Genomic DNA, 23,129 nt, shown 5'->3' with positions numbered 1-23,129 from the left:
TATCATCCTCCGATGTGTATCATGGACCTGTCTCTGCCGGTGTTTTCGTAGTTGTATTCGCCGGACTCTGGCTTTAGAAGCACTGCCTTCCTTATCATCGCTACGAGTTCTGAGTCGTCCGCGCCGGCTCTTATGGCGTCTTTAAGGTCAACGTCCGAATCAGCCGGCAAACAGGCCCTGAGCTTTCCGTCTGCAGTCAGGCGAAGCCTGTTACAGCCATCGCAGAATTTATTGGACATGGGAGAGATGAACCCGACCTTGCCGCTGCCGCTTTTTAACGGAAGCATGTATGCCGCGCTCCTGCCTTTTTCAGGGGCAGCCGATGTATCCACGCGCTCCATTATATCGGGGCGTTTTATGATATCGTCTACGGATATATAGGCAGCCTTCCAATCGAAGCCGTCGCTCATGGGCATGCACTCTATAAAGCGTATCCAGATATCGCGCTCCCGTGCGTAGTCGATGATACGCGCAAGCTCGTCCTCGTTAAAGCCCTTCATGATGACTGTGTTTATCTTGAGGGGAGTGAGCCCCTGCTTTAGCGCCTCGTCTATGCCGCCAAGCACCTTTGCGAGGTCTCCGCCGCCTGTGATGGACTTAAAACGCGCTGCATCGAGTGTATCAAGGCTGACATTTACGCGCCTTAGGCCCGCGTCCTTAAGCGGCTTTGCGTATTGTTTTAGCAGTATGGCGTTGGTGGTGAGCGAAAGGTCCTCGATGCCTTTTAGCGAGGCGAGCATTGCAGCAAGCTTTTCTATGTCCTTACGGATAAGTGGCTCTCCGCCCGTTAGGCGCACTTTCTTTACGCCAAGCGTTACGAGCGTTTTTATAATGCGCGTAATTTCGCCGTAGCTAAGTATTTCCGTTCTGTCCTTGAACTCTGCAGGCGCACAGTACGCGCACCTCTGGTTGCAGCGGTCCGTGACAGATACTCTAAGATATGTAAGGTCGCGGCCAAAACGGTCTTTTAACGTGTCGGCGCGGTTATTGGAAGCGTTTGACATATAAACCCCTTATATGCCGGCTCTTGTTTTACTCTGCTTTTTTATGCGTAACCGGCATATTTCATATTAACAGATAACAGGGGGTTGGTCAATTTTATATGTTTTGGGGCTGTTTTCCGGCCCCTTTTAGCAGTTTATCTTTTTTAGCCACGGCGGCCTCTCATGCTGCGCGCAGCATCGTTCGCGGTTATACTGCTGCATAAGCTTGTTTTTGTACCTTTCCGCGTCAGCCTCGGTTATGGTCTCGCCTACGCCGTAGCAGAATATTGCGCCGTGGTAGAAGGAAGGGGTAGAGCATTCCTCTTCCTTTATCTTTATGACGGAAAGCGCGTATATGTGCTTTAATTCCTCCATGTTAAGGCATGCCCGCTCCCTGCAGCTGTGCCTTAGAGCGAATATAGAGCCGTAGAGGTGGTAGAGGTTCTTTAGTCCTGCCCGTGATGCGCTTTCTACGAAAGTCTCGAGGAGCGCGTCCCCGCCCTGAGTGCCGAACTCGCGGTTAAAGAACTCGAGGCCGTCCAGTTCGGCCATTATCTGCACCGGAAACTCGTGCGGAAATGTCAGGGTGTCGATGTCGTACTGTTTTCTGTTTGGCAGCCCCGTTGCCGGGCATCTTGTGGCAAGGTAGTAGAGCTCTTCCTTGCTCAATCGTTCTATGCCAAAGGACATGGCCTTTTGCCTAAGCGCTTTTACGTAGGCAGCCGAGGTTACCTTGCTGTTCAATTCCTGAAGTGCCAGCGGGCTGCTGTCGCTGTCTTCTGTGGCGCCCTCTCCATCAAAGCTCAAGTCGGGCACGCCGTTCCTGATTTTAATGCCAACGGAGCCGCCGCTTGCAAACAGCGTCCGCTTTCTTACAGATTCCAGCCATTGAATGAAGTTTACTCCGTACGGGGTTCCGTTTACCCCACAGTCGTCGATGGTGTATGTCGTGGTGGAGTCGCTGTTGTGTTCCTTTGTCTTGCTCATAGCGCGCCTCCGAATAATGCGTATGTATTTTATCAAGTCTATAACGTAAACCTTCGGTGTCAAGGGGCAGGGCGGTTTTAATCTTGGAAATTGGTAAATATTGATGTATTATTGATGAGGTATGGATAACGTGCTTCTCGATATATTAAAGCTTTGCCGCGCCATAGACGAACGCTCTGCCGCCATATACGCCGAGTTCTTATCCGAGACCTCGGGGCCGGAGGCCGACTTCTGGGACTCCATGGCCGACGATGAACGCGTGCACGCAAATTATTGGAAGTACATGATAGAGCTTTGTGAAGAGGGGGCGGTTGGAAAGCTTTTCGATGACCCGGACAGGGTGCTTGCCGAGCTTGTGAAGATAAGGCCGCGCATAGAGGAGCTTGTTTTCACGCGTTCGCGTCCGTCGCATGCGCAGGAAAGGTTATCCATAGCGTGCCACCTCGAGTTCTTCATGTTGCACCGTTCTTTCATAAGCCTTTTCTGTTACGTGGATTCCATATCCCGGGAAGGAAAAAAGCCCGCGCGCGACTACGAGCTGCATCTTGAGAAGTTCGTCGACTCGATAGAGCGTTACGGCGGCTCTCCGGAACTAAAGCTTAGCGGCGACATAATACTCAGGATGTGGACCGACAACAAGAACCTGGTAGTGCAAAATAACAGCGACGTGCTGACGGGCGTGTATAATAGAAATGGGTTTTTCCAGACGGCCATGACCCTTGCCTTCCTTGCCCAGAGAGGCGGCAAAAGTGTGGCTGTGCTTTTGCTCGATGCCGATGATTTTAAGCAGATAAACGATCTTATGGGGCATAAGGCAGGGGATGAGGCCTTAAAGATCCTGGGCGCTGTGTTAAAGAAGCATACGCGCCATTCCGATATCGTCGGCAGATACGGCGGTGAGGAGTTCCTCGTACTTCTTGCCGATATAACAGCCGACGGGGTGAAGGCCGTTGCCGAGGAGATACGTGCTGCGGTTGAGAAGGAGAGTGCGGCCCTTTCAAGGCCGTTTACAGTGAGCATAGGGGCTGTGACAGGAAAGCTTGGAACGGATGTTGAGAAGGATTTATACGCCCTGGTTGCAAAGGCGGATGGCCTTATGTACGAGGCTAAGGGCAGGGGAAAAAATAGAGTATGTATGGGTAGTTAGGGCTTTTACTTGCCGGGGCTTGTTAGCTTTTTGTAGGCGTCGTTTACGGTCTTTTTCATCTTTTCGTCGTTATTTCCAGATGAACTGTTTTCCTTTTTACCTTCGTTTTTGCCGCTTCCGCTAAATAGCTTTTTTATGCCTTTTCCCATGTCATCGAACACTTCTCCGATGCCATCAAGCACGCCTTTTTCCTTTGCAAGAGAGGCGCTTGGTGCGCTAAAGAGCAGCGCTGCTACGGTAAAAAGTATTACTGCGCTATGTCTTATCCGGTTCTTCATAGTTATGCGCGCCTTTTGGGTAAAAAAGCGGGCTACGCTCTTAGCGTAACCCGCTGCTTTTTTCTGGTGGAGCTGAAGGGGGTCGAACCCTCGGCCTCATGAATGCCATTCATGCGCTCTCCCAACTGAGCTACAGCCCCGAAAGTTTTTATTTTTACACGTAGAGGCGCGCTTGTCAAATCAAATTTTGCGTCTTGGGCGGTGTTACTTGCCGAGCATGCTTTTTAATGCCTGGCGGATATCCTTTATCGGGGCCGGTTTGATGAGGTGGCGTATGCCGTTGTCGGTGAAGTATTTGATGGTTTGGTCGTCGTTTTTGGCCGTAAAAAAGAGGAAGCGGTCTTTCAGGCGCGGAAACTTTCCCACGGCCTCTTTGTAGAATTCTATGCCGTTCATATTTGGCATGTCCACGTCCGAGACTATGACGGCGAAGTAGTTCTCGTTCACTTTTTCGAGCGCGTTCCTGCCGTCGTCGGCCGTGTCTGTGTTGGCCATGTTGGCCACAACGGCCTTGAGAAGCGTCCTTATCTGCCCGGAATCGTCCACGAGCAGTATCTTTTCGGTCCAGACCTGCGGGATGGAGGATACCTTTTCCAGGATGGCGGTGTTGCCGGTCTTTTCGAGGTACCTGATGATGTATGAGCGGTGTTTCTCGAGATTTACGGCAGAGGGCACGAACATGCGCGAGCGGCTTTTTAAGGCGTTTATGATGTATATGAATATGTCGTTCCACTCGGAGAACTCGAGCGTTGCGGCTGTTTCAAGCAGTTCTTCCTTTGTGAGGGAGGATGCTTTAACCTTCTGTCGCGCGTTTTCAAGCGCCCCGATGCACTCATTCATCTGGCCGGCATCAGGGGCAAAGGCGAGGGCAGGGGACTGGCCGCCGCTTTTCTTTATAAGCTCAGAGCCTTTAAGGATGATATCGAGGTGCATGTCCTCGTCCATCGCGAGGTTCGAGAGAAATTCACTTAAGAGGGCGTCCTCTTTGAAGTGGGTGGCTGCGGCTCTGTAGAAGTCCCTGGCCGAGGTCTCCAGTTTTATCAGCCAGTCGACCACTTCGTCGAAGTTCTTTTGCTCTTCCATGTAAGGTCTCCGAGTGCGGCGCTGTGATAGAGAGGCGAGTATGTCATAATTGTAGACCTTTAAGCCGCTTTTGTCAAACCCGCTTTGCGGCCTTGACAGCGGCGCGGGCTTGGGGTATACTCGATATGTTTGTTAGTAAGCACTTACTTACCAGAAGGTCTTGCAGGTATAGAGGCGGGCTTTAGGGCGTCAGGGGTGTAAAGCGCAAATATCTTATGGCATCGAAGACAAAAAAAGTAAAAACGTTAAAACCAAAGAAGGTCTCGGCAGGGGCGAGAAAGGACTCGATTATCGAGGCCGCCGGAAGGCTTTTCGCCAAAAAGGGGTTTAAGGGCACTACCACGCGCGCGATAGCCGAAGAGGTCGGCGTTAGCGAGGCAATGATATTCAAGTACTTTAAAAAGAAAGACGACCTTTTCAAGGCTATAATAGACAGATGCTGTAACGACTCCTCGGGCCGCTTCCTTATAGAGAAGGAGATGGACGGCAAAAGCGGCAAAGAAGCGCTTCGTGCCATGGCCCTCTTCATGATGAAAAGGTATGCCGAGGACTCGTCGTTTGCGAGGCTTCTTCTCTATAGCGCGCTCGAGAGGCAGAAGTTTAGCGAGATATTTCTAAAGTCCAGGGGCATGGAGATGTTAAATGCCATATCGGGGATCATACAGGGAATGGCTGCTTCCGGAGATATTAAAAAGACCGACCCGATGCTCGCCTCAAGGGCATTTCTTGGCATGATAGCGCATTATTCCATGATGCAGGAGATATTCGGTTTCAAATCGATGTTCAAGAGGCCGCTTAACGAGGTAGCGGACGCGTTTGTGGATATATTCTTAAACGGCATGTCAAGGGCCGGCAGGGCAGGAGGTTAGTTCGTAATGACGGTATTCAGGATAACTGCGGCAGTGGCCGCGCTAATTATTTTAGTATCTGTGCCTTCGGGCGCAAATGCAGGGGAGAGTGTTTCGCTCTACGACGCGTGGAAGCTTACGCTCTCGAATAGCGAGTCCGTGCTTATTGCCGGCGAAGAGGCCTTTCAGGACAGGCTCGATAAGCACAGGGCGTACTCAAGGATACTTCCGTCCGTGACCCTTAGCGGCAACTACACCAAATACAGTGAAGATAAGTACAGCGCCTCCGGCGTTCTTCTCCAGCCAGAGGATACGACGCGTTACGAGGCAAGGGTCGAGCAGACTATCTTTGGCGGAGGTAAGGAGTTTAGCGCCATCAGGCAGGCCGGGTTCTTAAGCAAGGGCTCCAAGGCCATGCACGAGGACGCGAAGGAGGACGCCATAGTAAAGGGCTCGAGGGCCTTCTATAACCTTCTTGCCTCGATGCGCGAATTGGATATAAGAAAGTCCTCGCTTAAGCGAGCAGAGGACCTGCTGACGCTTAGTAAAAAGCGGTTCGAGGTCGGAAGCGCTACAAAGGCCGACGTTTTGAGGGCAGAGGCAGAGGCAGCTGCCAAGAGGGCCGACGTCGTTGTTGCCGACGGCGCTCATGTCAATGCTGTAAGTTATTTCGAGAGGCTCACCGCTCTAAAAGGCGAGTACACGCTCGTGCCGCAAATGCCAGGGCTCGTTGAATGGTTCAAGACCGTTGAGGATAACGCCGATAAGCTCATTCTAACGGCCCTTGAGAAGCGGCGCGATTATAAGCAGCTTGAATACCTTGAACGCGCGGCATCCTCCGGCGTCGGGTACGCAAGGGGGCAGTTCCTGCCGACCGTTTCATTGGAAGGAGTTTATGTAAAGCGAGACCAGACGCCGCTTCCGACCGAGTATATAGACGAGTACGTCTACGGCGGCATTAACGTCAAGTTCCCGATATTTGAAGGAGGCTTAAGGGTTGCCGAACTTCGGCAGGCAAAGAGCAAGTTTAGAGAGGCGTCCTTAATGAGGGTATCTGCAAGGCGCGATATAGAGTTGGACGTAAGGCGTAAGTTAAACGACATGAAGTCCGCCATGGCGCTCGTTGATTCGTATGAAAAGGCCCTTGCCTTTGCAAAGGAGAACTACGAGGTCGTGCTTAAGCAGTACAGGTACGGCCTTGCCGACAACATAGGGCTTGTGGAGGCAGAGACAACGCTTGTTGGCGCGGAGCTTGGGTTCTCGAGGGCGTCGCTTTCCTATGAGCTAAGCGTAATAGAGCTTAAGCGGAGCATTGGCGTGCTCTTTGACGAGGTAACCGTGAGGCTAAAGCTTCCGGTCTCGGAGCGTTAAAATTGGCATGTTTTTTATCACAAGAGGGAGCGATTATAGATGGGTAAATTCGATTCGATAAAGAAAAAGCCGCTTATCATAGCGCTTATAGTCATAGTGGCGCTTGCGGCCGTTGTGGTCATTGTAAAGGGCGGCGGGGGTAAGAAGGGCGGCGGCCCGGGCGGCCCCGGAGGCTTTGCCCAGACCTACAGCGTAAGGACGTGGAAGGCCGAAAAGACGAACTTCGACGTAACTGTCAAGGCCGTTGGCACGCTCGAGGCGGACCAGGAGGTGCTCGTAAGCTCGGACGTTAGCGCAAAGCTTACGAAGCTTGTGAAGGACGAGGGAAGTGTTGTTGAAAAAGGAGAGGCGCTCTTGATACTCGATGAGGACCGTTTCCTTCTCGAAGTTAAGAGAAAAGATGGCGAGTTCAAGAAGGCCGAGGCGGATGCGGCCTTTGCCGTGAAGAACTACGAGCGTAACAAGGAACTCCTGAAGGACGGCATGGTCACGCAGTCCAAGTACGACGAGGCGTTGAACCTTAAAAATTCCGCTGTTGGCAACCTCGACAGTAAGCGCGCGGAGCTGTCTATTGCAAAGAAGAATTTTGATGATTCGAGGGTAAAGGCGCCGTTCTCGGGCATCCTTGCCGAGCGCTACGTGACAGTCGGCGCGTATGTAACGCAGGGCAGTAAGCTCTTTAAGCTAATAGATTCGAACCCCATGAAGGTGACGGCCTCTATCCCGGAGCGCTACGTCAATGCCGTTAAGGCCGGGCAGCAGGCGAGGCTCACGGTGAATTCCATAGAAGGGACATTCGAGGGCAAGGTGTACTTCACAGGGCCAAGCGTTGACGTTTCAACGCGCACATTTACGGTCAAGGCGGAGATAGACAATTCAAAGGGGTTACTAAAGCCCGGGCTATTTGCTGAGCTCTCCATTTCAACGGGCACGCTCGAGGGCGTGTTCCTCGTAACGGAGAACGCCATAGTTATGAAGGAAAGTAAGGACGTCGTGTTCGTTGTAAAAGGCGAGAACGTTGAGGAGCGCGTTGTTACGCTTGGCGACAGGGTCGAGGGCAAGGTCGTCATAACAGGCGGCGTTCTCGATGGCGAGGAGATAGTCGTAGACGGCGCGCAGAACCTGTCAACAGGCGCGAAGGTCAAGGCCGCAGGCGCTGCGGCGCCGCCAAAGCATTAGGCGCCGCTTTTTCAGTTTTTCTTTTTTCGAAAGGTTTTTGAATGTTTCTTCCTGAGATGTCCATAAGAAGGCCTGTCACGACCTTCGTGATAATGGCCGCCATAATACTGTTTGGCGTGATAAGCCTCGTAAGGCTCGGCATCGACCAGTTCCCAAAGGTCGAGATGCCAACTGTCACCGTTACCACTCTTCTCGAGGGCGCGAGCCCTGATATTGTCGAGGAAAACGTTACTGACATCATAGAGGAAGAGGTCGCGACCCTCGAGGGCGTAAAGAAGGTCACGAGTATTTCCTCGCACGGCGCTTCCATCGTAACAATCGAGTTCGAGCTTGACCGCGACATAGACCTCGCGGCCCAGGACGTAAGGGACCGCGTTGCCGGGGCTGCAAGACGGCTTCCCGACGACGTAGAGCCGCCGACTATCAGCAAGCTCGACATGCAGGCGCAGCCCATCATGTGGGTGGCTGTGTCGGGCGACAGGAAAATCCAGGACCTCACATACTTCGCCGACAAGGTGCTCAAACCGAGGCTTGAGACCATAAGCGGCGTTGGTTCCGTCATGGCGGGCGGAAGGCGCGACAGGGCGGTAAGGCTCTGGATAGACAGGACAAGGCTCGAGGCCCTTGGCGTTACCGCAGACGACGTGGTTAACGCCGTAAAGCGGGAGAACGTCGAGCTTCCGGGCGGGTTTCTCCGTAGCGACAAAATCGAGTTTAGCGTCAAGGTGGACAGCGAGTTCAAGGACGTAAGGTCGTTCTCCGAGCTCATCGTCGCCTACAGTAAAGGCGCTCCCATACGGATGAAGGACATCGGCCGTGTGGAAGACGGCCTTATAGATAAGACGAGCATCGCAAGGTATAAGGGCGTTTCTGCCGTAGGCCTCGGCATAAGAAAGAAGGCAGGGGCGAATACTGTTGAAGTGGCCGACATGGTCAAGGCCGAGCTCGAGAGGGCAAAGGCAATACTTCCGGCAGGCATGACGCTCGACGTTGCTTTTGACAGTTCCGTATTCGTCAAGGACAGCATGCACGAGATGTACTTTGCCCTGATTTTTGGGGGCATACTCGCTGCCTTTGTCGTGCTCGTATTTTTAAAGAGCCCCTCTGCAACGATTATCACCGGCATTACCATACCGCTCTCGATAATCGGCACATTCATGTTTACGTATTTCTTCGGCTTTACGCTAAATTCCATGACCATGCTTGCGCTGACTCTTGCGGTCGGCGTTGTCATAGACGACGCTATCATAATAATCGAAAGCATCCAGCGCCACCGTGAGCGCGGAAAAGGCAAAGTCGATGGCGCAAGGGACGGCGCCTCTGAGATTGCCTTTGCCGCCATGGCAACGTCATTCGCGCTTGCCGCGGTGTTCATACCGGTTGCGTTCATGAGCGGCGTTGTCGGACGCTTCTTCTACGAGTTTGGTCTTACAGTCGCAATCTCTATATTCATCTCGCTCTTTGTCGCTCTTACGTCAACGCCCATGCTTTCATCCAAGTTCCTTTCTATGAAGGAAAGCGAGTTCGTGCTTTTCAGGAAGTTCGATGAATTGTACGCGAAGGTCGAGACGCTTTATGCCGAGTACCTTGCAAAGGCGCTCGAGAGAAGGGGGCTCGTAATAGCAGCGGCAATCGGTATATTCCTTTTCAGTTTAGTCGTATGGATGATGCTCGGTAAGGAGTTCATGCCAAAGGAAGACCAGTCGAGGTTCATGATAGCGTACCAGGCGCCGGTCGGCTCTTCCATAGAGTACACGGATTCGAAGCTTCGGTTTATCGAGAAGGTTCTCTCCGATACTCCGGAGATACGAAGCTACTTTGCTGTCGTTGGCTTTGGAAACAGCGGCGCCCACAAGGGCATATGCTTCGTGCGAATGATACCGAAGGGCAACAGGAAACGCTCGCAGGCAGAGGTAATCAGCGAGTTAAGGCGAAAGCTTAATGTCGAGCCCGGACTCAAGGCCTTTATAAACGAATTCAGCGTTGGGTTTGGCGCGCAAAGAGGGCCGCAAATCGAGTACGTCATAAAAGGCCCGACACTCGAGGAGCTTGATAAGTATTCTGGGATCATTGCCGAGAAGTTTTCGCGGATTCCAGGGGTCGTTGGAGTGGATACCGACTATGACGTCGGTCTTCCGGAGTTAAAGCTCATCGTTGACCGTGACCGCGCGGCAGACGCTGGGGTTGACGCAACGTCTTTGACAAGGATGATAAACGCGCTTGTTGGCGGTTCTAACGTGTCAACGTATAAGGAGGGTGGCACGCGCTACGACGTCCGCGTGAAGCTCGATGAGAACCTGAAGGTCGAGCCCCAAGACATACTGGCCCTTACAGTCAGAAATAAGCACGGCGCGCCGGTTCGCATATCGAACTTCGTTACCGTTGACCAGGGAGTGGGAGCAAACGTCATCAACAGAAGAGACAGGGAAAGAAGCATCGCCGTTACCGCGAACCTCGAGAAGGGCAAGACCCTTGGCTCCGCAATCGCCGACCTTGATAAAATAGCCAAGGAGGTGCTCCCTTCCGAGGGCTTTACGACCGGGCTTAGCGGAGGAGCAGAGCAGTTCAAGGAGACGTTTTTCTCCATGATATTCGCGTTTTTCCTTGCCTCTGTCATAACGTACATGGTGCTTGCATCTCTATTCGAGAGCTTCGCGCATCCGTTTACGGTTATGCTCGCGCTCCCGCTTAGCATCATCGGAGCGCTCGGAGCTCTCTTTGTAACAGGCAATACGGTGAATATTTACAGCATGATTGGCATAACGCTTCTAATAGGGCTTGTTACGAAGAACTCCATTATACTCGTAGATTACACGAACAGGCTAAGAAGCGAGGGCATGGAGATGTACGCAGCACTCAGGAAGGCCGGGCCCATAAGGCTAAGGCCTATCTTGATGACGGCATTCTCGACGATATTCGGCGTGCTTCCGACGGCAGTCGGTTTTGGCGCGGGAAGCGAATCAAGGTCTCCGATGGCGATCGCCACAATCGGCGGCGTAATGACATCCACATTCCTTACGCTATTTGTTATCCCTGCGGCATATACGATAGTTGATGAGTTTGTGCGCCGTATAAAGAAAGCAGGCCCTGATGTTGCCAAGTCAGCAACGGCTCAGGCAGATACAGACGACTTGCCAGAGGCTGTTGATTTTATCGAAGAACCTTCCGATACACACGCTAAGGACTACGATACCCGGGGCCGCAGGGACTATTAAGGCGTCTTTTTTGAGCCGTTGGCATGGTGTCATGCCAACGGCAACGCATCTATACAAACCTCTTGTTTTTCCTCATATTTCAATGTATTATTAAATCCTATGAAGTGTCCATTTTGCTCGCATCTGGAAGATAAGGTCATAGACTCAAGGCTCTCGCAAGACGGCGACGTTACGCGGCGAAGAAGAGAGTGTCTTGGCTGCGCAAAGCGTTACACCACCTATGAGAGGGTGGAGGAAACGCTGCCGTTTGTCGTTAAGAAGGACGGCACAAGGGAAGTGTTTGACAGGATGAAAATACTTTCCGGGCTTAAAAAGGCATTTGAGAAGCGGCCTGTTAGCACAGAGGCAATAGACGGCATAGTCGACAGGATAGAGAAAAAGTTTGTCGAGGCAGGGCAAAAAGAGGTGCCGAGTACCGCTGTTGGCGAGGCTGTGATGAGTGAAATAAAGGCCCTGGACGAGGTAGCGTACGTGCGCTTTGCCTCTGTTTACAGGGAGTTTCGGGATATAAGCGAGTTTATGAAGGAAATGATGCAACTTATTGAAAATAAAGATAAACAAAGGCGCGGGGAGAAGTAGTCTTGACGCGCATTGCCGCACCTGTTGAGTTCATGCGAGAGGCCCTGGAGCTGGCTATAAAGGGGCTTGGCCGAACGAGCCCTAACCCGGCAGTTGGCGCGGTGGTGGTGAGGGCAGGCAGGGTTGTTGGCAAGGGCTATCATAAGAAGGCAGGACTTCCCCATGCAGAGGTCGAGGCAATAAGGGACGCCGGCATAAGGGCAAAGGGAGCGGACTTATACGTCACGCTCGAGCCGTGTAACCACTTTGGCAAGACGCCGCCCTGCACCGACGCAATCCTTACGGCAGGCATAAAGAGGGTCTTTACAGGCGCAGCTGACGTGAACCCAAAGGTAAGCGGCAGCGGTATACGCAGGCTTCGAAGGGCAGGGGTAAAGGTAGTGACCGGCGTACTTTCGGACGAATGCAGCGCAATAAACGAATGCTATAATAAGTTCATTCGTAAGCGCGTGCCGTATGTGATGCTAAAGATGGCAGTGAGCCTTGACGGCAAGATTACGTACGCGCCGGGCTCGAAAAAGAAGTGGATAAGCGGTGAAACGTCGCGCAGGCTCGTGCACGGCTTAAGGGACATATACGACTGCGTGCTTGTTGGGAGCGGGACTGTTCTGAAGGACGACCCGAAGCTGAACGTGCGGCTCGTAAAGGGCAGGGACCCGAAGAAGGCAGTGCTTGATGAGTCTCTGTGCACGCCGGTTAATTCGGAGATTTTAAAGGGCGAGCGGTGCTATATATTTACCTCGCCGAGACTTGTAAGCTCGAAGCGTGCGGCAGGGCTTACGCGTAGAGGCGCGGAGGTCATAGGGGTGCCGGATGTAAAGAACGGGCTCGATATAAAGGCGGTTTTAAGAGAGCTTGGCAGGCGCGGTATCGTAAGCGTGATGGTAGAAGGCGGGGCGCGGGTGGCTGCGTCGTTTATGGCTTCCGGAAGTGTTGATAGGATGATGGTATTCGTTGCGCCGCTTGTAATAGGGGATGGTGCCGTAAGCGCGGTTGCCTCGCTTGGCATGCTCGGTAAAGCCGGGGTGACTTTAAAAGATGTGTCCATAAGCACAGTCGGAGGAGATGTGCTGGTAGAAGGAGTGCTTTAGGCAGGAATCTGTCATTCCCGCGCAGGCGGGAATCCAGTGTCTTTTGATTTTTTTGAAAATGGATTCCTGCTTTCGCAGGAATGACAAAGAAAAACCGGGATGCTGAAACGGGCCTGTCCTGAACTTGCTTCAGGATTCAGCATGACAAGGTGGAGAAAAGTTATGGTTCAGGTTGCAAACCTGAACCTGCGAAAGTCTCCATAAGCACAGTCGGAGGGGACGTGCTGGTAGAGGGCAGGGTGTAGGGGATGAAGAGAAGTGCGTATTTGATTTTAGTTTTATTGGCAGTTGTTATGGGATACGGCAATTACGCTGTAGCAGATGATGCGGATAGCGAATTGTGTCTTGGCGGGTATACATTCAACAATAAATCCAATTCTGCGGAGTATGAGAAGGAAGTTGCTGAGGCGGTTAAAGATATTAAAGAGTCTTGTTCAGGAGTATTTCTCAAAAGTTATTTTTACGAACTTGTCAGTGTGCACCTGAAATATGGTAACAAGCATGATGCCATAAAGATAATCAAGATGTTGCTGGATTACGAGGTGAATATTCAAAACGGCGATTTTGTTAAGACTAAACGGCATGCAATGTATGGCGAGCATAATGAAGATGAATATCCGAAGATAGTTGAATTGCTTAAGAGCCGGGAGTTTTTAAATTCCGAGGCCGGTAAGCTCTATACCAAAAAACTTCGTGAGATCGAGAAAAGAAGAAAAGAGGCAATAGCTAGGATTGCCAAGTCTCCAAGCGATTACAAGCCTAATGGAAGCGTTATTGTCAAGAAAGGGGCTTGTCCGGGCGAGTGTTGTTCGTATGAGTTAGCCGAGTGGAATGTGGTTGAAGATACGGATTTGTTTGATAAGCCTAATGGGAAAAAAGTTGTTGCGAGAGTAGTCAAGGGAACGCCTGTAGTTGCGCTTACCGGAGAGATTCATGTAACGCCGGTGCCTGTTATGGTTGATATGGATGTCGAGGTTTATGTTGAAAATGTGTCTGGTGAAGGGGAAATATGCAATAAGCATGGCGCTCTGATCAGGGATGGCGAATGGCTGACATTAAAGGCAGGGGATGTTTATTATCTTCTGGATTACGTCGAATTGGGTGCGTATAATTTTTGGTACAGGGGCTGTGAATACTGGGGTGCGCTAGGCGTCAAAGAGAGATGTCTTTTCCCTGGAGAGTATTGTTCGGAAGAGTACATATATCCCGAGAAAAGAGATAATATGATTAATTGGGTAAAAATAAAAGTAAATGACGGGAAGCAAACGCTGGAAGGCTGGACGCGAGAGATGTCGCATTTTAGGGTAATGACCCAGTGCAGTTGATTGGTATGAATGGATAGGTAAACCCATGTTCACCGGCATAATAGAGGCAATTGGCACCGTCAAAAGCATTGAAAAAACAGGCGGTTCTGGTAGAATAACAATAGAGGCAAAGGGTGTGCCAATGCCGCCAATTGGCGGTAGTATCGCTGTGAACGGCTCGTGCCTTACGGCTACTGCCATCTCCGGAAGCTCGTTTACCGCAGACGTAAGCAGCGAGAGCTTTAAGCGCACAACACTTGGGCTCCTTAAGACAGGAGATAGCGTAAATATCGAACTGCCGCTTACGATGAATAAGCCCCTTGGCGGGCATTTCGTCACAGGCCACGTTGACTATGTCGGCGAGGTCGTGGCAGTAAAAAAGCAGGGCGATTTTTCAGAGTTCGAGTTCTCGATAAAGCCGGGGTTTGAAAATCAGTTTGTCGAAAAGGGCTCGGTCGCAATAGACGGCATAAGCCTGACGATTTCGAAGCTAAGTGAAAAGACATTTACCGTAGCCGTCATTCCGCACACGCTTACCGGCACTACCCTTGCCAGTAAAAAGCAGGGACAGAGCGTGAACATAGAAACCGATGTCATCGGCAAGTATGTCGAGCGTTTCATGAACACAGGTAAAGAGCAGGGCGTAACCGAGGGCTTCCTCAGGGAGCACGGGTTTTTAAAGAGAGGTTAGGCATGGCAATAAAGAGAATAGAGGCAGCGTTAGACGACATACGCAAAGGCCGCATGGTCATTGTCGTTGACGACGAAGACAGGGAGAACGAAGGCGACCTCTGCATGGCTGCGGAGCTTGTCACACCCGCTGCCATAAACTTCATGGCAAAGCACGGCAGGGGCTTGATATGCCTGACCCTTACCGAAGAGAAGGCCGAGGCGCTCGGACTTCCTCACATGGTCGAGGATAATACGACTCCCTTCAAGACCGCCTTTACCGTGTCCATAGACGCGGCCCGCGGCATCACAACCGGCATATCGGCCGCGGACAGGTCGCTTACAATCGAGATTGCGGTAAAGGACGACGCAAAGCCGGAGGACCTTGCGAGGCCGGGCCACATATTCCCGCTTCGCGCTGTTAACGGCGGCGTGCTTGTAAGGACCGGGCAGACCGAAGGCTCGGTCGACCTTGCGCGTCTTGCGGGGCTAAGGCCTGCGGGAATAATCTGCGAAATAATGAACGACGACGGCACGATGTCGAGGATGCCGGAGCTTGAAAAGTTCGCAAAGGAACATGACCTAAAGATAGTTACGATTGCCGACATTATCGAGTACAGGCTCAAGAAAGACAAGCTTGTACGCCGTGCTGCATCGGCCAAAGTCCCAACGCGCATCTCCGGCGAGTTCACTGCCATTGCCTACGAAAACGACATCGACAAGCACGAGCACCTGGCCTTTGTGATGGGCGAGATTAAGCCAGACGAGCCGACACTTGTCCGTGTGCATTCGGAGTGTCTTACAGGAGACGTGTTTGGCAGCGAAAGGTGCGACTGCGGCGAGCAGCTTGCCGCATCGCTTAAGATGATAGAAAAGGAAGGCAAGGGTGTGCTTCTCTATATGAGGCAGGAAGGCAGAGGCATCGGCATCGTCAATAAGCTTAAGGCCTACGCGCTGCAAGATGAAGGCCTCGATACGGTAGAAGCAAACGAGAAGCTCGGGTTCGAGGCTGATCTAAGAAGCTACGGCCTTGGCGCGCAGATGCTCGTTGATATAGGGGTTGGTAAGATGCGTCTTATTACAAATAACCCGCGAAAGATAAAGGGTCTGGACGGCTACGGATTAGAGGTCGTAGACAGGGTGCCCGTTGAGACGGCGCCTCGCGCCAGGAACGTGCATTATTTGAGAGTAAAGAAGGACAAGATGGGGCATCTGCTTACGAATCTGGATAGTGTTGCGACCGATACGAAGAAGAAATAATTAGCGAGCACAAAACAAGGAGGGGGCATGAGTAAGGTATTCGAAGGAGCTTTAAGCGCGGCAGGTCTTAAGTTCGTAATTCTTGCCGGAAGGTTCAACGACTTTATAACGGAAAGGCTTCTTAGCGGCGCTCTCGATACGCTAAAGAGAAGCGGCGCTGACGAAAAGGACATCGACATAGTGAAATGCCCGGGCGCATTCGAGATGCCGGTTGTCGTAAAGGCCCTGATAGCGAAGAACACATACGACGCGGTAATATGCGTTGGCGCGGTCATCAGGGGCTCGACTCCTCATTTCGAGTATGTGGCCGCTGAGGCAGCCAAAGGCATTGCCAAGCTCTCGACAGAGAGCGGAGTTCCGGTGGCATTTGGCGTGATTACCGCCGATAACCTCGAGCAGGCAATCGAGCGGGCAGGGACAAAGGCAGGAAATAAGGGAAGCGATGCCGCGCTCACGGCAATAGAGATGACCAATCTCCTTAAGTCGGTGAAGAAGAAGTAGGATAGAGAGAGGTCGTATGCGCCTTAGGAAAAAAGCACGCGAAGCGGCCCTTAAGGCGCTCTATCAGCTCGATGTCACGGATTCGGGCGTAGACGATTGCGTTACGAACGTCGCCTCCGAGATGAAGCTTACAATTGAATCTCTCGAATACGCGAAGACGCTTGTCGGAGGCGTTAGAAATGATTTAAAGGGCATCGACGCCCTGATTTCCGAGCATTCGAAGAACTGGGATACCTCACGAATGCCTGTCATAGACCGTAATGTTATAAGGCTCGCGGTTTACGAAATAACGAAAAGCGCGGACGTGCCGTTTAAGGTTGCAATCGACGAGGCGGTAGAGCTTGCAAAGAAGTACGGCTCTGCTGAATCTGGGCCGTTTGTGAACGGAGTGCTCGACGCAATCGTCAAGTCAGGGGTTACGGTAAGGTAGCTGTAAAATAAATTTCGAAGCGGGCGGCGCTTTTAGAGAAAAGCCCCGTCTGTTTTTTTATGGAGGTTACCAATGAACGTAAAACTTCTCGACCTTGCCGCTCAGTACGAGGCCATAAGGGAAGATGCAGAGGCCGAGGTGCTTAAAGTACTAAGAAGCCAGAGGATGATACTTGGCGAAAACGTGAAGGGGCTCGAGGCCGACGTTGCCGCGTACTCGGGCGCGAAGTTTGCGCTCGGCTGCGCATCGGGCTCGGATGCGCTGATACTCGCCCTTCGGGCTTTTGGAATAGGCCACGGCGCTATGGTCGCAATACCAGCATTTACCTTCTTCGCAACAGCCGGGGCCGTGTCTCTTACCGGCGCAACGCCCGTGTTCGTGGACATAGAGCCAGAGTCCTTTAACATGGACGCTGCCTCGCTCGAGAGGGCATTTAAAAAGCACAAGAAGAAAATCAAGGCCGTAATCCCCGTGCACCTTTACGGACAGTGCGCTGATATGGACAAGATCACGAAGGTTACGAAGAAGTTTGGCGCAAAGGTAGTAGAGGATGCTGCGCAGAGTATCGGCGCGTCGTACAAGGGTAAGGGCGCAGGAGCAATAGGGGATGTCGGCTGCTTCTCGTTCTATCCGACCAAGAACCTCGGCGGAGTAGGAGACGGCGGTATGGTAACGACAAATAATCAAAAGGCATTCGATACGCTCGCGATGCTACGAGTGCACGGCAGCAAGGTGCGCTACTATCATAAGATAGTCGGCATGAACTCGAGGCTCGACGAGCTTCAGGCAGCCGTGCTTCGCGTAAAGTTTAGAAAGCTCGATGAATGGACTAACAGGCGTATCGAGAATGCCGCGTATTATGGAAAGCTTTTTGGCGCTGCAGGGCTTGCGGGCTCTGTTACGCCGCCGGCTCATGTTGTAGACGGCCGCCACGTTTATAATCAGTACGTCATAAGGTGCAAGAAAAGGGACGGGCTAAGGGAACATCTTACGAAGGCAGGCGTTGGTACGGATATATACTATCCCGTGCCGCTGCATTTCCAGGACTGTTACAAGGCGCTTGGATATAAGAAGGGCTCTTTCCCGGTTTCCGAGGCAGCTGCAAAGGAGGTGCTCGCCATCCCGGTGTATCCGGAGCTTAAGAGGGAAGAGATAAAGTACGTGGTGGATAGCATCTACGCTTTTTACGCAGGGAAGTAGCTGCTTGTTTATGAAATAGCAAAAGCCCGTCCGCGCTGCGGACGGGCTTTTTATTGTCTGTAGTAATATGTCCTTTAGTTCGGGTTGAATACGCCTTTTGCGAGCACCACCGCGTTCTTGCCTTTTTCTTTTGCCCCGTACATGGCCGTGTCAGCGGCCTTTATGAGTGACGGCACCGCAACAAGGGTTTTCTGCCGTTTCTTCACGTTCTCTCTTAGCGAGGCAACGCCGAAGCTTCCGGTGATGATGTTTTTTATCTTCAATGCGCGCTTAAAGCCCTGTGTTTTCTGCGCAAGGAAGGTGAACCCTTCGATAGTCTCCCGTATGTCTTCAGCAAGGGCACGCGCCTTCTCGATGTTATAGTCCGGGAGTATCAGTATGAACTCGTCTCCGCCGTAGCGAACAGGGATGATGCTTTCGTTGTGCTCCAGGTATGAGGTGAGTATTATGCCTATCTCATGCAATACGCGGCTTCCGGCAAGGTGGCCGTAGGTGTCGTTTACTTCTTTGAATCTGTCGAGGTCGAAGAATATTAGAGAGAGGTCTTTTTTCGGATTGTTGTGTGTCGGCACGAGGCGGTGAAGGGCCTCGAAGAAGTATCTGTCGTTATATAGCCCTGTAAGGTTGTCCTTTACCGAAAGCTCGGAGAAGCGCTTTGCATCGAGCGTGTTCTGTATGAGGGTGGAGGTGTAGCCCGCGAATATTTTCAGTATCGCAAGGTCCTTTTCGTCGTAGTTTATCTTGCCGGCCCTGTTTATGAGCTCGACGACGCCGACGGTTGTGCTTCCCATTACCACCGGAACGCAGATAATTGACTGGGTCTTGTATTTTGTTTTCTTGTCTATGCCCTTGAAAAAGAGCTTGTCTTTATCGACGACCTTGCTTATGTAGGGCTTTCCGCTCTTGTAGGTCTGTCCGACTATGCCGAGGTTTGCCGGTATGACGTTTCCGGCAAGGGAAGCGGAGCCTTTGCCAAAGCACGCGAGGAAGTAGAGGCGGTCCGGCTTTTTGTTCTTTTTCGTGAGTATCGGGTCATCGAGCAGTATGGAGCCCGATTCCGAGGGCACGAAGGCATTGGCCCATTTCAGAATGGTCGAGAGCATTTCGTTTAGCTCAAGCCCTTCTTCCCTGGACCTTATCCACTGCAGGCGCTGCAGCACGCGCAGTATTATCTTGTCTTCGGCTATGTTTATTTTCAAGGGCGGTTGCCTCTTTCCTTTGCGATGTTTAATCTATATAATATATGTCAACAGAGCGCCTCTTGCAAGCGGAAACAGGGCATCACATGCCGTTTTGCGGGACGGATTGGCGTTTTACCAGTATGCGCAAAGAGAACCTTGAAAATAAGGCCGGCCTTGTCATAGGCACGGCAGGCCACATTGACCACGGCAAGACCTCGCTTGTGATGGCGCTTACCGGCATCGACACCGACCGTCTCGCGGAGGAGAAAAAGCGCGGGCTGACAATCGACCTGGGCTTTGCGAGTCTTGTCTTGCCTTCCGGTGTTTCTGTCTCCATCATAGACGTCCCCGGGCACGAGCGTTTTATCCGTAACATGCTTGCCGGTGTCGGCGGCATAGACGCCGTGCTTTTTTGCGTTGCGGCAGATGACGGCATCATGCCGCAGACAATCGAGCACTTCGACATAGTGACGCTCCTTGGCGTCAGGAAGGGCGTGTTCGTCATCACAAAGGCCGATATCGCAGACGATAACCGGCTGCGTGAGGTTACCTCTGCCGTAAACGAGCTAAAGAGGGCGACACTTCTAGGTGGCGCTCCTGTTGTCGCGGTGTCGACTCATAGCAAAGCGGGCATGGACGAACTGAAAAGCGCGATAGAGAAGCTATGCTCCGATAACCGCCATAGTGCCGTTGATAAGCGTTTTCGCCTTCCTATAGACCGCTCTTTTTCCATAAAGGGCTTTGGAGCTGTTGTGACAGGCACTGTTGCATCCGGCGAGGTTGTCGAAGGAGCGGAGGTAGCGGTATTCCCTTCGGGAAAGCCAGCGCGCGTTCGCGGCATCGAGAGCCACGGAACAAAACTAAAGACAGTAAGCGCTACTTTAAGGGCAGCGCTTAACCTTTCCGGAGTTTCGCACCACGATATTAAAAGAGGGGACATGCTCCTTGGAGCGGGCACAGAAGGCGTTTTGTTGTCCGGCATACGCCGCTTCGATTGCGTGCTTAACGTTCTAAAGAACTCTCCCAGGCCCCTTAGCGGACGTACAGCCTTTACGCTCTACCATTTCACGAAGGAGGTAGGAGCGCGTGTGCGTCTTTTGAATACGCAAGAGGCTCTTCCTGGCCAGCGCGTGTACGCAAGGGTGTTTTTAAAAGAACCACTTATGATGTTTCGAGGCGACCGCTTTATCGTCCGCGACCCGTCGTTAAACAGGACCATAGGCGGCGGCGAGGTAGTGCTGCCGTATCTGTCGGCGCGCGTCATGCCAAAGCTTCCTGCCGTGCCCTTTGATGCCGCTCTTAAAGGCGACGCTGCCGCGCTTATAGATGCGATTATTCAAAAAAATAGCGGATGCGCCGAGGCAGCAGCGCTTTCATTCATGCTCGGGCTAGAGACATTTAACTCACTTATTGCAACGGGCGGATACGGTCGCATTGGCAGCCTTGTGTTCAAGGAGGCTGATTACGGTTCGATGCGAGGCCTTGTAACAACCGCGCTTGCGTTCTTGCATAAGGAAAGGCCGGCTGATAAGGGTTTTAGCACAGATGACATCTTAAAGTCTATTCCACCCAAGGCTTCAGGGATCGGTGTGCTTAGGCAGCTTTTTGACGAAGGGCTTTCTTCGCGCATGATAACCGACGGCGTAATTACTAAAAACGGCGCTCTCTTTTCCCTGCCTTCGTATAAGGCTCCGGCAGCGCAGGGCAACGCGTATAGCAAGGCAGTGCTCGGGCTTTTTGAAAATAACTTCTCATCGGTTAAAAAAGAGGATATACTTAAGCTTTCCGCTCCAAAGGCCGGGTTAGAGGACGCGCTAAAGGGGCTCATTGGTAGCGGCGAGGTCGTGAAGATACGCCACGATGTGTTCATGTCAGGGGCGATGCTAAAGGACGCGGAGAAGAAATTAAGGGAGTTCGTTCTCAAGAACGGCTCCATAAAGGCCGCTGATTTCAGGGATGTGCTCGGCTGCGGCAGGAAGGCCGCGATAGAAATACTTGAATATTTCGACAAGGAGCGCGTTACACTTAGGGCAGGGGATGCGCGCACGCTAAGATAGAAAAATGTTTATCGAAAGAATAAAGAAAATAAAACGCGTTATTGTTATTGCGGCCTTTGCACTTATTGGTATAGAGCTTGTTATAGCGCTTACACCCGTTGCCAACTGGCTTGCCAGGCCTCTTATAGTCGGCGAGGCCGCGCCTTCGAAGGCCGATATTATCGCTGTGCTTGGAGGCGGCGCTTTCAAGAACGGCGTTCTCGGTCACGGATCGAACGAGCGCATGATACGCGGAATGCTCCTCTATAAGCAGGGCAGGGCGCCGAAGATAGCGTTCCTCGGGGGCTCGATAACAAATACATCGACGAAGGTATTTACCACAGTCTCTGGCTCTGCTGATTCCGGCGCGAACATGGACGCGTTCGAGTCGAAGATAATGGGCAAGACAGCTGCTGAGCTTGGCATTCCGGCAGACGATATCTACATAGACGCGGCATCCACGCACACGTATTCGAACATCACGGCCCTTGATTCTATAATGAGGAATAACGGCATGAAGAGCTGTTTACTTGTAAGCTCGCCGACCCACATGAGAAGGGCCATGGCTATTGTGAGTAAGCTCGGGGTAAACTGTTCTGCGTCGCCTGTGATAGACTACACCATGCATAAGGATTCGGTGATAGGCCGCATAGGGCTTTTTTACGAAGTGATGTGGGAGTACGCCGGGCTCGTTGTTTACAGGATGAAGGGATATATATAAGGAGGATGCGTGTTTAAGCGGGGTAAAGACATACGCCTTACCGATTACGCAAGCTGCGCCGGTTGAGCGGCCAAGATGGGGCTCGAAGCCCTCGCGCAGGTGCTGCGTGAGCTGCCAAAACCAACTGACCCGAACATACTCGTAGGTGTTGAAACCTCGGACGACGCTGCCGTGTACCGTATTGCCGAGAATCTGGCAACTGTAGCAACACTGGACTTCTTTCCGCCAATCGTCGACGACGCGTTCAGCTTCGGCGAGATATCAGCGGCCAATTCGCTAAGCGATGTCTATGCGATGGGCGGGGAGCCGAAGTACGCGCTAAGTATCGTATGCTTTCCAAAGGAGCTGCCGCTAAATATTCTCACCGAGATACTAAAGGGCGCGTCCGCGAAGTTGAAGGAGGCAGGGGTTTCGCTTGTAGGAGGGCACTCCATTGAGGATAAGGAAGTGAAGTTTGGCCTTTCGGTTACGGGTGTGGTCGAGCCGGCTAAGGCTGTGAAGAACGTAGGCGCAAAGTCAGGCGACGCATTAATCCTTACAAAGCCGGTTGGTGTGGGCATCATAACGAGCGCGCTAAAGGGCGGGGCGCTAAAGATTGATTCTGAGACTGCGAAGGAAGCGCTTGCCTCCATGAAAACACTTAACAAAGACGCTGCTCTTGCCATGCAGGTAGTAGGCGTCAATGCGTGCACGGATGTGACAGGCTTCGGTCTTCTTGGCCATGCCTACGAGATGGCAGAGGGCTCGGGCGTAAGTTTTATAATAGATTCGAAGGCAGTTAGGGTGTTCGATGCCGCTCTCGAGCTTGTGAAGAATAAGAAGAACAGGCCGAGAGCGATAAGCACCACTTCCGAGTTCTTGAAGGCCAAGGCCTTTTTCGCGCCGTCCATTTCAGAGGAGCTTAGGATGCTATTTGCCGACCCCCAGACCTCTGGCGGACTGCTTATAAGTGTCAGCGCGGATAAAAAGGACGCGCTTCTTGCCGAGCTTGAGAAAAGAGGCGTTAAGGCCTTTGTAATAGGACACGCGGCAGAAAAGTCAGCTTTTACTCTCGAAGTCCGCTAAG

General features: G+C 52.1%; 21 protein-coding genes and 1 tRNA gene. 16 read left to right on the top strand and 6 right to left on the bottom strand.

The features are described from left to right. Positions 1-2: 2 nt before the first annotated feature. Together moaA and OEV59_00455 are read right to left on the bottom strand one after the other, a co-directional pair. Positions 3-1,004, bottom strand: coding sequence for a GTP 3',8-cyclase MoaA (moaA, locus tag OEV59_00460; GenBank protein ID MDH4226212.1), 1,002 nt, complete (start codon positions 1,002-1,004; stop codon positions 3-5). 126 nt (positions 1,005-1,130) lie between these two features. Further along, positions 1,131-1,970, bottom strand: coding sequence for a GGDEF domain-containing protein (locus OEV59_00455; protein MDH4226211.1), 840 nt, complete (start codon positions 1,968-1,970; stop codon positions 1,131-1,133). Positions 1,971-2,091: 121 nt separating this feature from the next. On the opposite strand from OEV59_00455, the gene OEV59_00450 reads away from it, so the two are divergent. Further along, a complete protein-coding gene (locus OEV59_00450) occupies positions 2,092-3,117 on the top strand; it encodes a GGDEF domain-containing protein (protein ID MDH4226210.1) in 1,026 nt (341 codons plus the stop codon). A gap of 5 nt (positions 3,118-3,122) precedes the next feature. Here OEV59_00450 and OEV59_00445 read toward each other — a convergent pair whose 3' ends face one another. From OEV59_00445 to OEV59_00435, 3 genes are all read right to left on the bottom strand, one after another. Next, on the bottom strand, positions 3,123-3,395 hold the full coding sequence (locus OEV59_00445) for a hypothetical protein (GenBank protein ID MDH4226209.1): 273 nt from the start codon (positions 3,393-3,395) through the stop codon (positions 3,123-3,125). Positions 3,396-3,459: 64 nt separating this feature from the next. After that, positions 3,460-3,535: transfer RNA gene (locus OEV59_00440), tRNA-Ala, on the bottom strand. A 64-nt stretch (positions 3,536-3,599) separates the two neighbouring features. Continuing rightward, entirely contained in the window at positions 3,600-4,478 is an 879-nt protein-coding gene (locus tag OEV59_00435; GenBank protein ID MDH4226208.1) for a response regulator, read from the bottom strand. A 215-nt stretch (positions 4,479-4,693) separates the two neighbouring features. On the opposite strand from OEV59_00435, the gene OEV59_00430 reads away from it, so the two are divergent. The 12 genes from OEV59_00430 to OEV59_00375 all read left to right on the top strand — a co-directional run bounded on the left by OEV59_00430 (position 4,694) and on the right by OEV59_00375 (position 18,125). Then, entirely contained in the window at positions 4,694-5,347 is a 654-nt protein-coding gene (locus tag OEV59_00430) for a TetR/AcrR family transcriptional regulator (protein ID MDH4226207.1), read from the top strand. A 6-nt stretch (positions 5,348-5,353) separates the two neighbouring features. After that, positions 5,354-6,697, top strand: coding sequence for a TolC family protein (locus tag OEV59_00425; GenBank protein ID MDH4226206.1), 1,344 nt, complete (start codon positions 5,354-5,356; stop codon positions 6,695-6,697). Between the two features lie 39 nt (positions 6,698-6,736). Continuing rightward, positions 6,737-7,876 carry an efflux RND transporter periplasmic adaptor subunit gene (locus OEV59_00420; protein ID MDH4226205.1) on the top strand — a complete coding sequence of 380 codons (1,140 nt, stop codon included), beginning with the start codon at positions 6,737-6,739 and terminating at the stop codon, positions 7,874-7,876. Between the two features lie 41 nt (positions 7,877-7,917). After that, positions 7,918-11,091, top strand: coding sequence for an efflux RND transporter permease subunit (locus OEV59_00415; GenBank protein ID MDH4226204.1), 3,174 nt, complete (start codon positions 7,918-7,920; stop codon positions 11,089-11,091). Positions 11,092-11,190: 99 nt separating this feature from the next. Continuing rightward, positions 11,191-11,670: a transcriptional regulator NrdR gene (gene nrdR / locus OEV59_00410; GenBank protein ID MDH4226203.1), complete on the top strand. Its 480-nt coding sequence runs from the start codon at positions 11,191-11,193 to the stop codon at positions 11,668-11,670. A 2-nt stretch (positions 11,671-11,672) separates the two neighbouring features. Next, positions 11,673-12,761, top strand: coding sequence for a bifunctional diaminohydroxyphosphoribosylaminopyrimidine deaminase/5-amino-6-(5-phosphoribosylamino)uracil reductase RibD (ribD, locus tag OEV59_00405; protein MDH4226202.1), 1,089 nt, complete (start codon positions 11,673-11,675; stop codon positions 12,759-12,761). A 248-nt stretch (positions 12,762-13,009) separates the two neighbouring features. Continuing rightward, positions 13,010-14,086, top strand: a complete 1,077-nt coding sequence (locus OEV59_00400; protein MDH4226201.1) for a hypothetical protein — start codon at positions 13,010-13,012, stop codon at positions 14,084-14,086. A 25-nt stretch (positions 14,087-14,111) separates the two neighbouring features. Continuing rightward, complete coding sequence (locus OEV59_00395; GenBank protein MDH4226200.1) at positions 14,112-14,756, top strand: riboflavin synthase; 645 nt, start codon at positions 14,112-14,114, stop codon at positions 14,754-14,756. A 2-nt stretch (positions 14,757-14,758) separates the two neighbouring features. Next, positions 14,759-15,994 (top strand): bifunctional 3,4-dihydroxy-2-butanone-4-phosphate synthase/GTP cyclohydrolase II, encoded by a 1,236-nt coding sequence (locus OEV59_00390; protein MDH4226199.1) that lies wholly within the window; start codon positions 14,759-14,761, stop codon positions 15,992-15,994. Between the two features lie 27 nt (positions 15,995-16,021). Beyond that, positions 16,022-16,495: a 6,7-dimethyl-8-ribityllumazine synthase gene (ribE, locus tag OEV59_00385; GenBank protein MDH4226198.1), complete on the top strand. Its 474-nt coding sequence runs from the start codon at positions 16,022-16,024 to the stop codon at positions 16,493-16,495. Positions 16,496-16,511: 16 nt separating this feature from the next. Further along, positions 16,512-16,925 (top strand): transcription antitermination factor NusB, encoded by a 414-nt coding sequence (gene nusB / locus OEV59_00380; protein ID MDH4226197.1) that lies wholly within the window; start codon positions 16,512-16,514, stop codon positions 16,923-16,925. Positions 16,926-16,997: 72 nt separating this feature from the next. Beyond that, positions 16,998-18,125: a DegT/DnrJ/EryC1/StrS family aminotransferase gene (locus OEV59_00375; GenBank protein MDH4226196.1), complete on the top strand. Its 1,128-nt coding sequence runs from the start codon at positions 16,998-17,000 to the stop codon at positions 18,123-18,125. A gap of 74 nt (positions 18,126-18,199) precedes the next feature. Here the strand turns inward: OEV59_00375 and OEV59_00370 are convergent, their stop codons facing one another. After that, positions 18,200-19,324, bottom strand: a complete 1,125-nt coding sequence (locus tag OEV59_00370) for a GGDEF domain-containing protein (protein MDH4226195.1) — start codon at positions 19,322-19,324, stop codon at positions 18,200-18,202. Between the two features lie 122 nt (positions 19,325-19,446). On the opposite strand from OEV59_00370, the gene selB reads away from it, so the two are divergent. Genes selB through selD form a run of 3 tightly spaced genes read left to right on the top strand, consistent with a single transcriptional unit; the run spans position 19,447 to position 23,128 of the window. Beyond that, positions 19,447-21,363, top strand: a complete 1,917-nt coding sequence (selB, locus tag OEV59_00365; GenBank protein ID MDH4226194.1) for a selenocysteine-specific translation elongation factor — start codon at positions 19,447-19,449, stop codon at positions 21,361-21,363. 4 nt (positions 21,364-21,367) lie between these two features. Then, complete coding sequence (locus OEV59_00360; GenBank protein MDH4226193.1) at positions 21,368-22,063, top strand: YdcF family protein; 696 nt, start codon at positions 21,368-21,370, stop codon at positions 22,061-22,063. Between the two features lie 30 nt (positions 22,064-22,093). Then, on the top strand, positions 22,094-23,128 hold the full coding sequence (selD, locus tag OEV59_00355) for a selenide, water dikinase SelD (protein MDH4226192.1): 1,035 nt from the start codon (positions 22,094-22,096) through the stop codon (positions 23,126-23,128). Position 23,129: the final 1 nt, after the last annotated feature.

The organism is Deltaproteobacteria bacterium, from assembly GCA_029858205.1.
Lineage (GTDB): Bacteria > Desulfobacterota > GWC2-55-46 > GWC2-55-46 > DRQE01 > JAOUFM01.
Note: the sequence above shows the minus strand (reverse complement) of the source record. Positions and strands in the feature narration are given on the sequence as shown.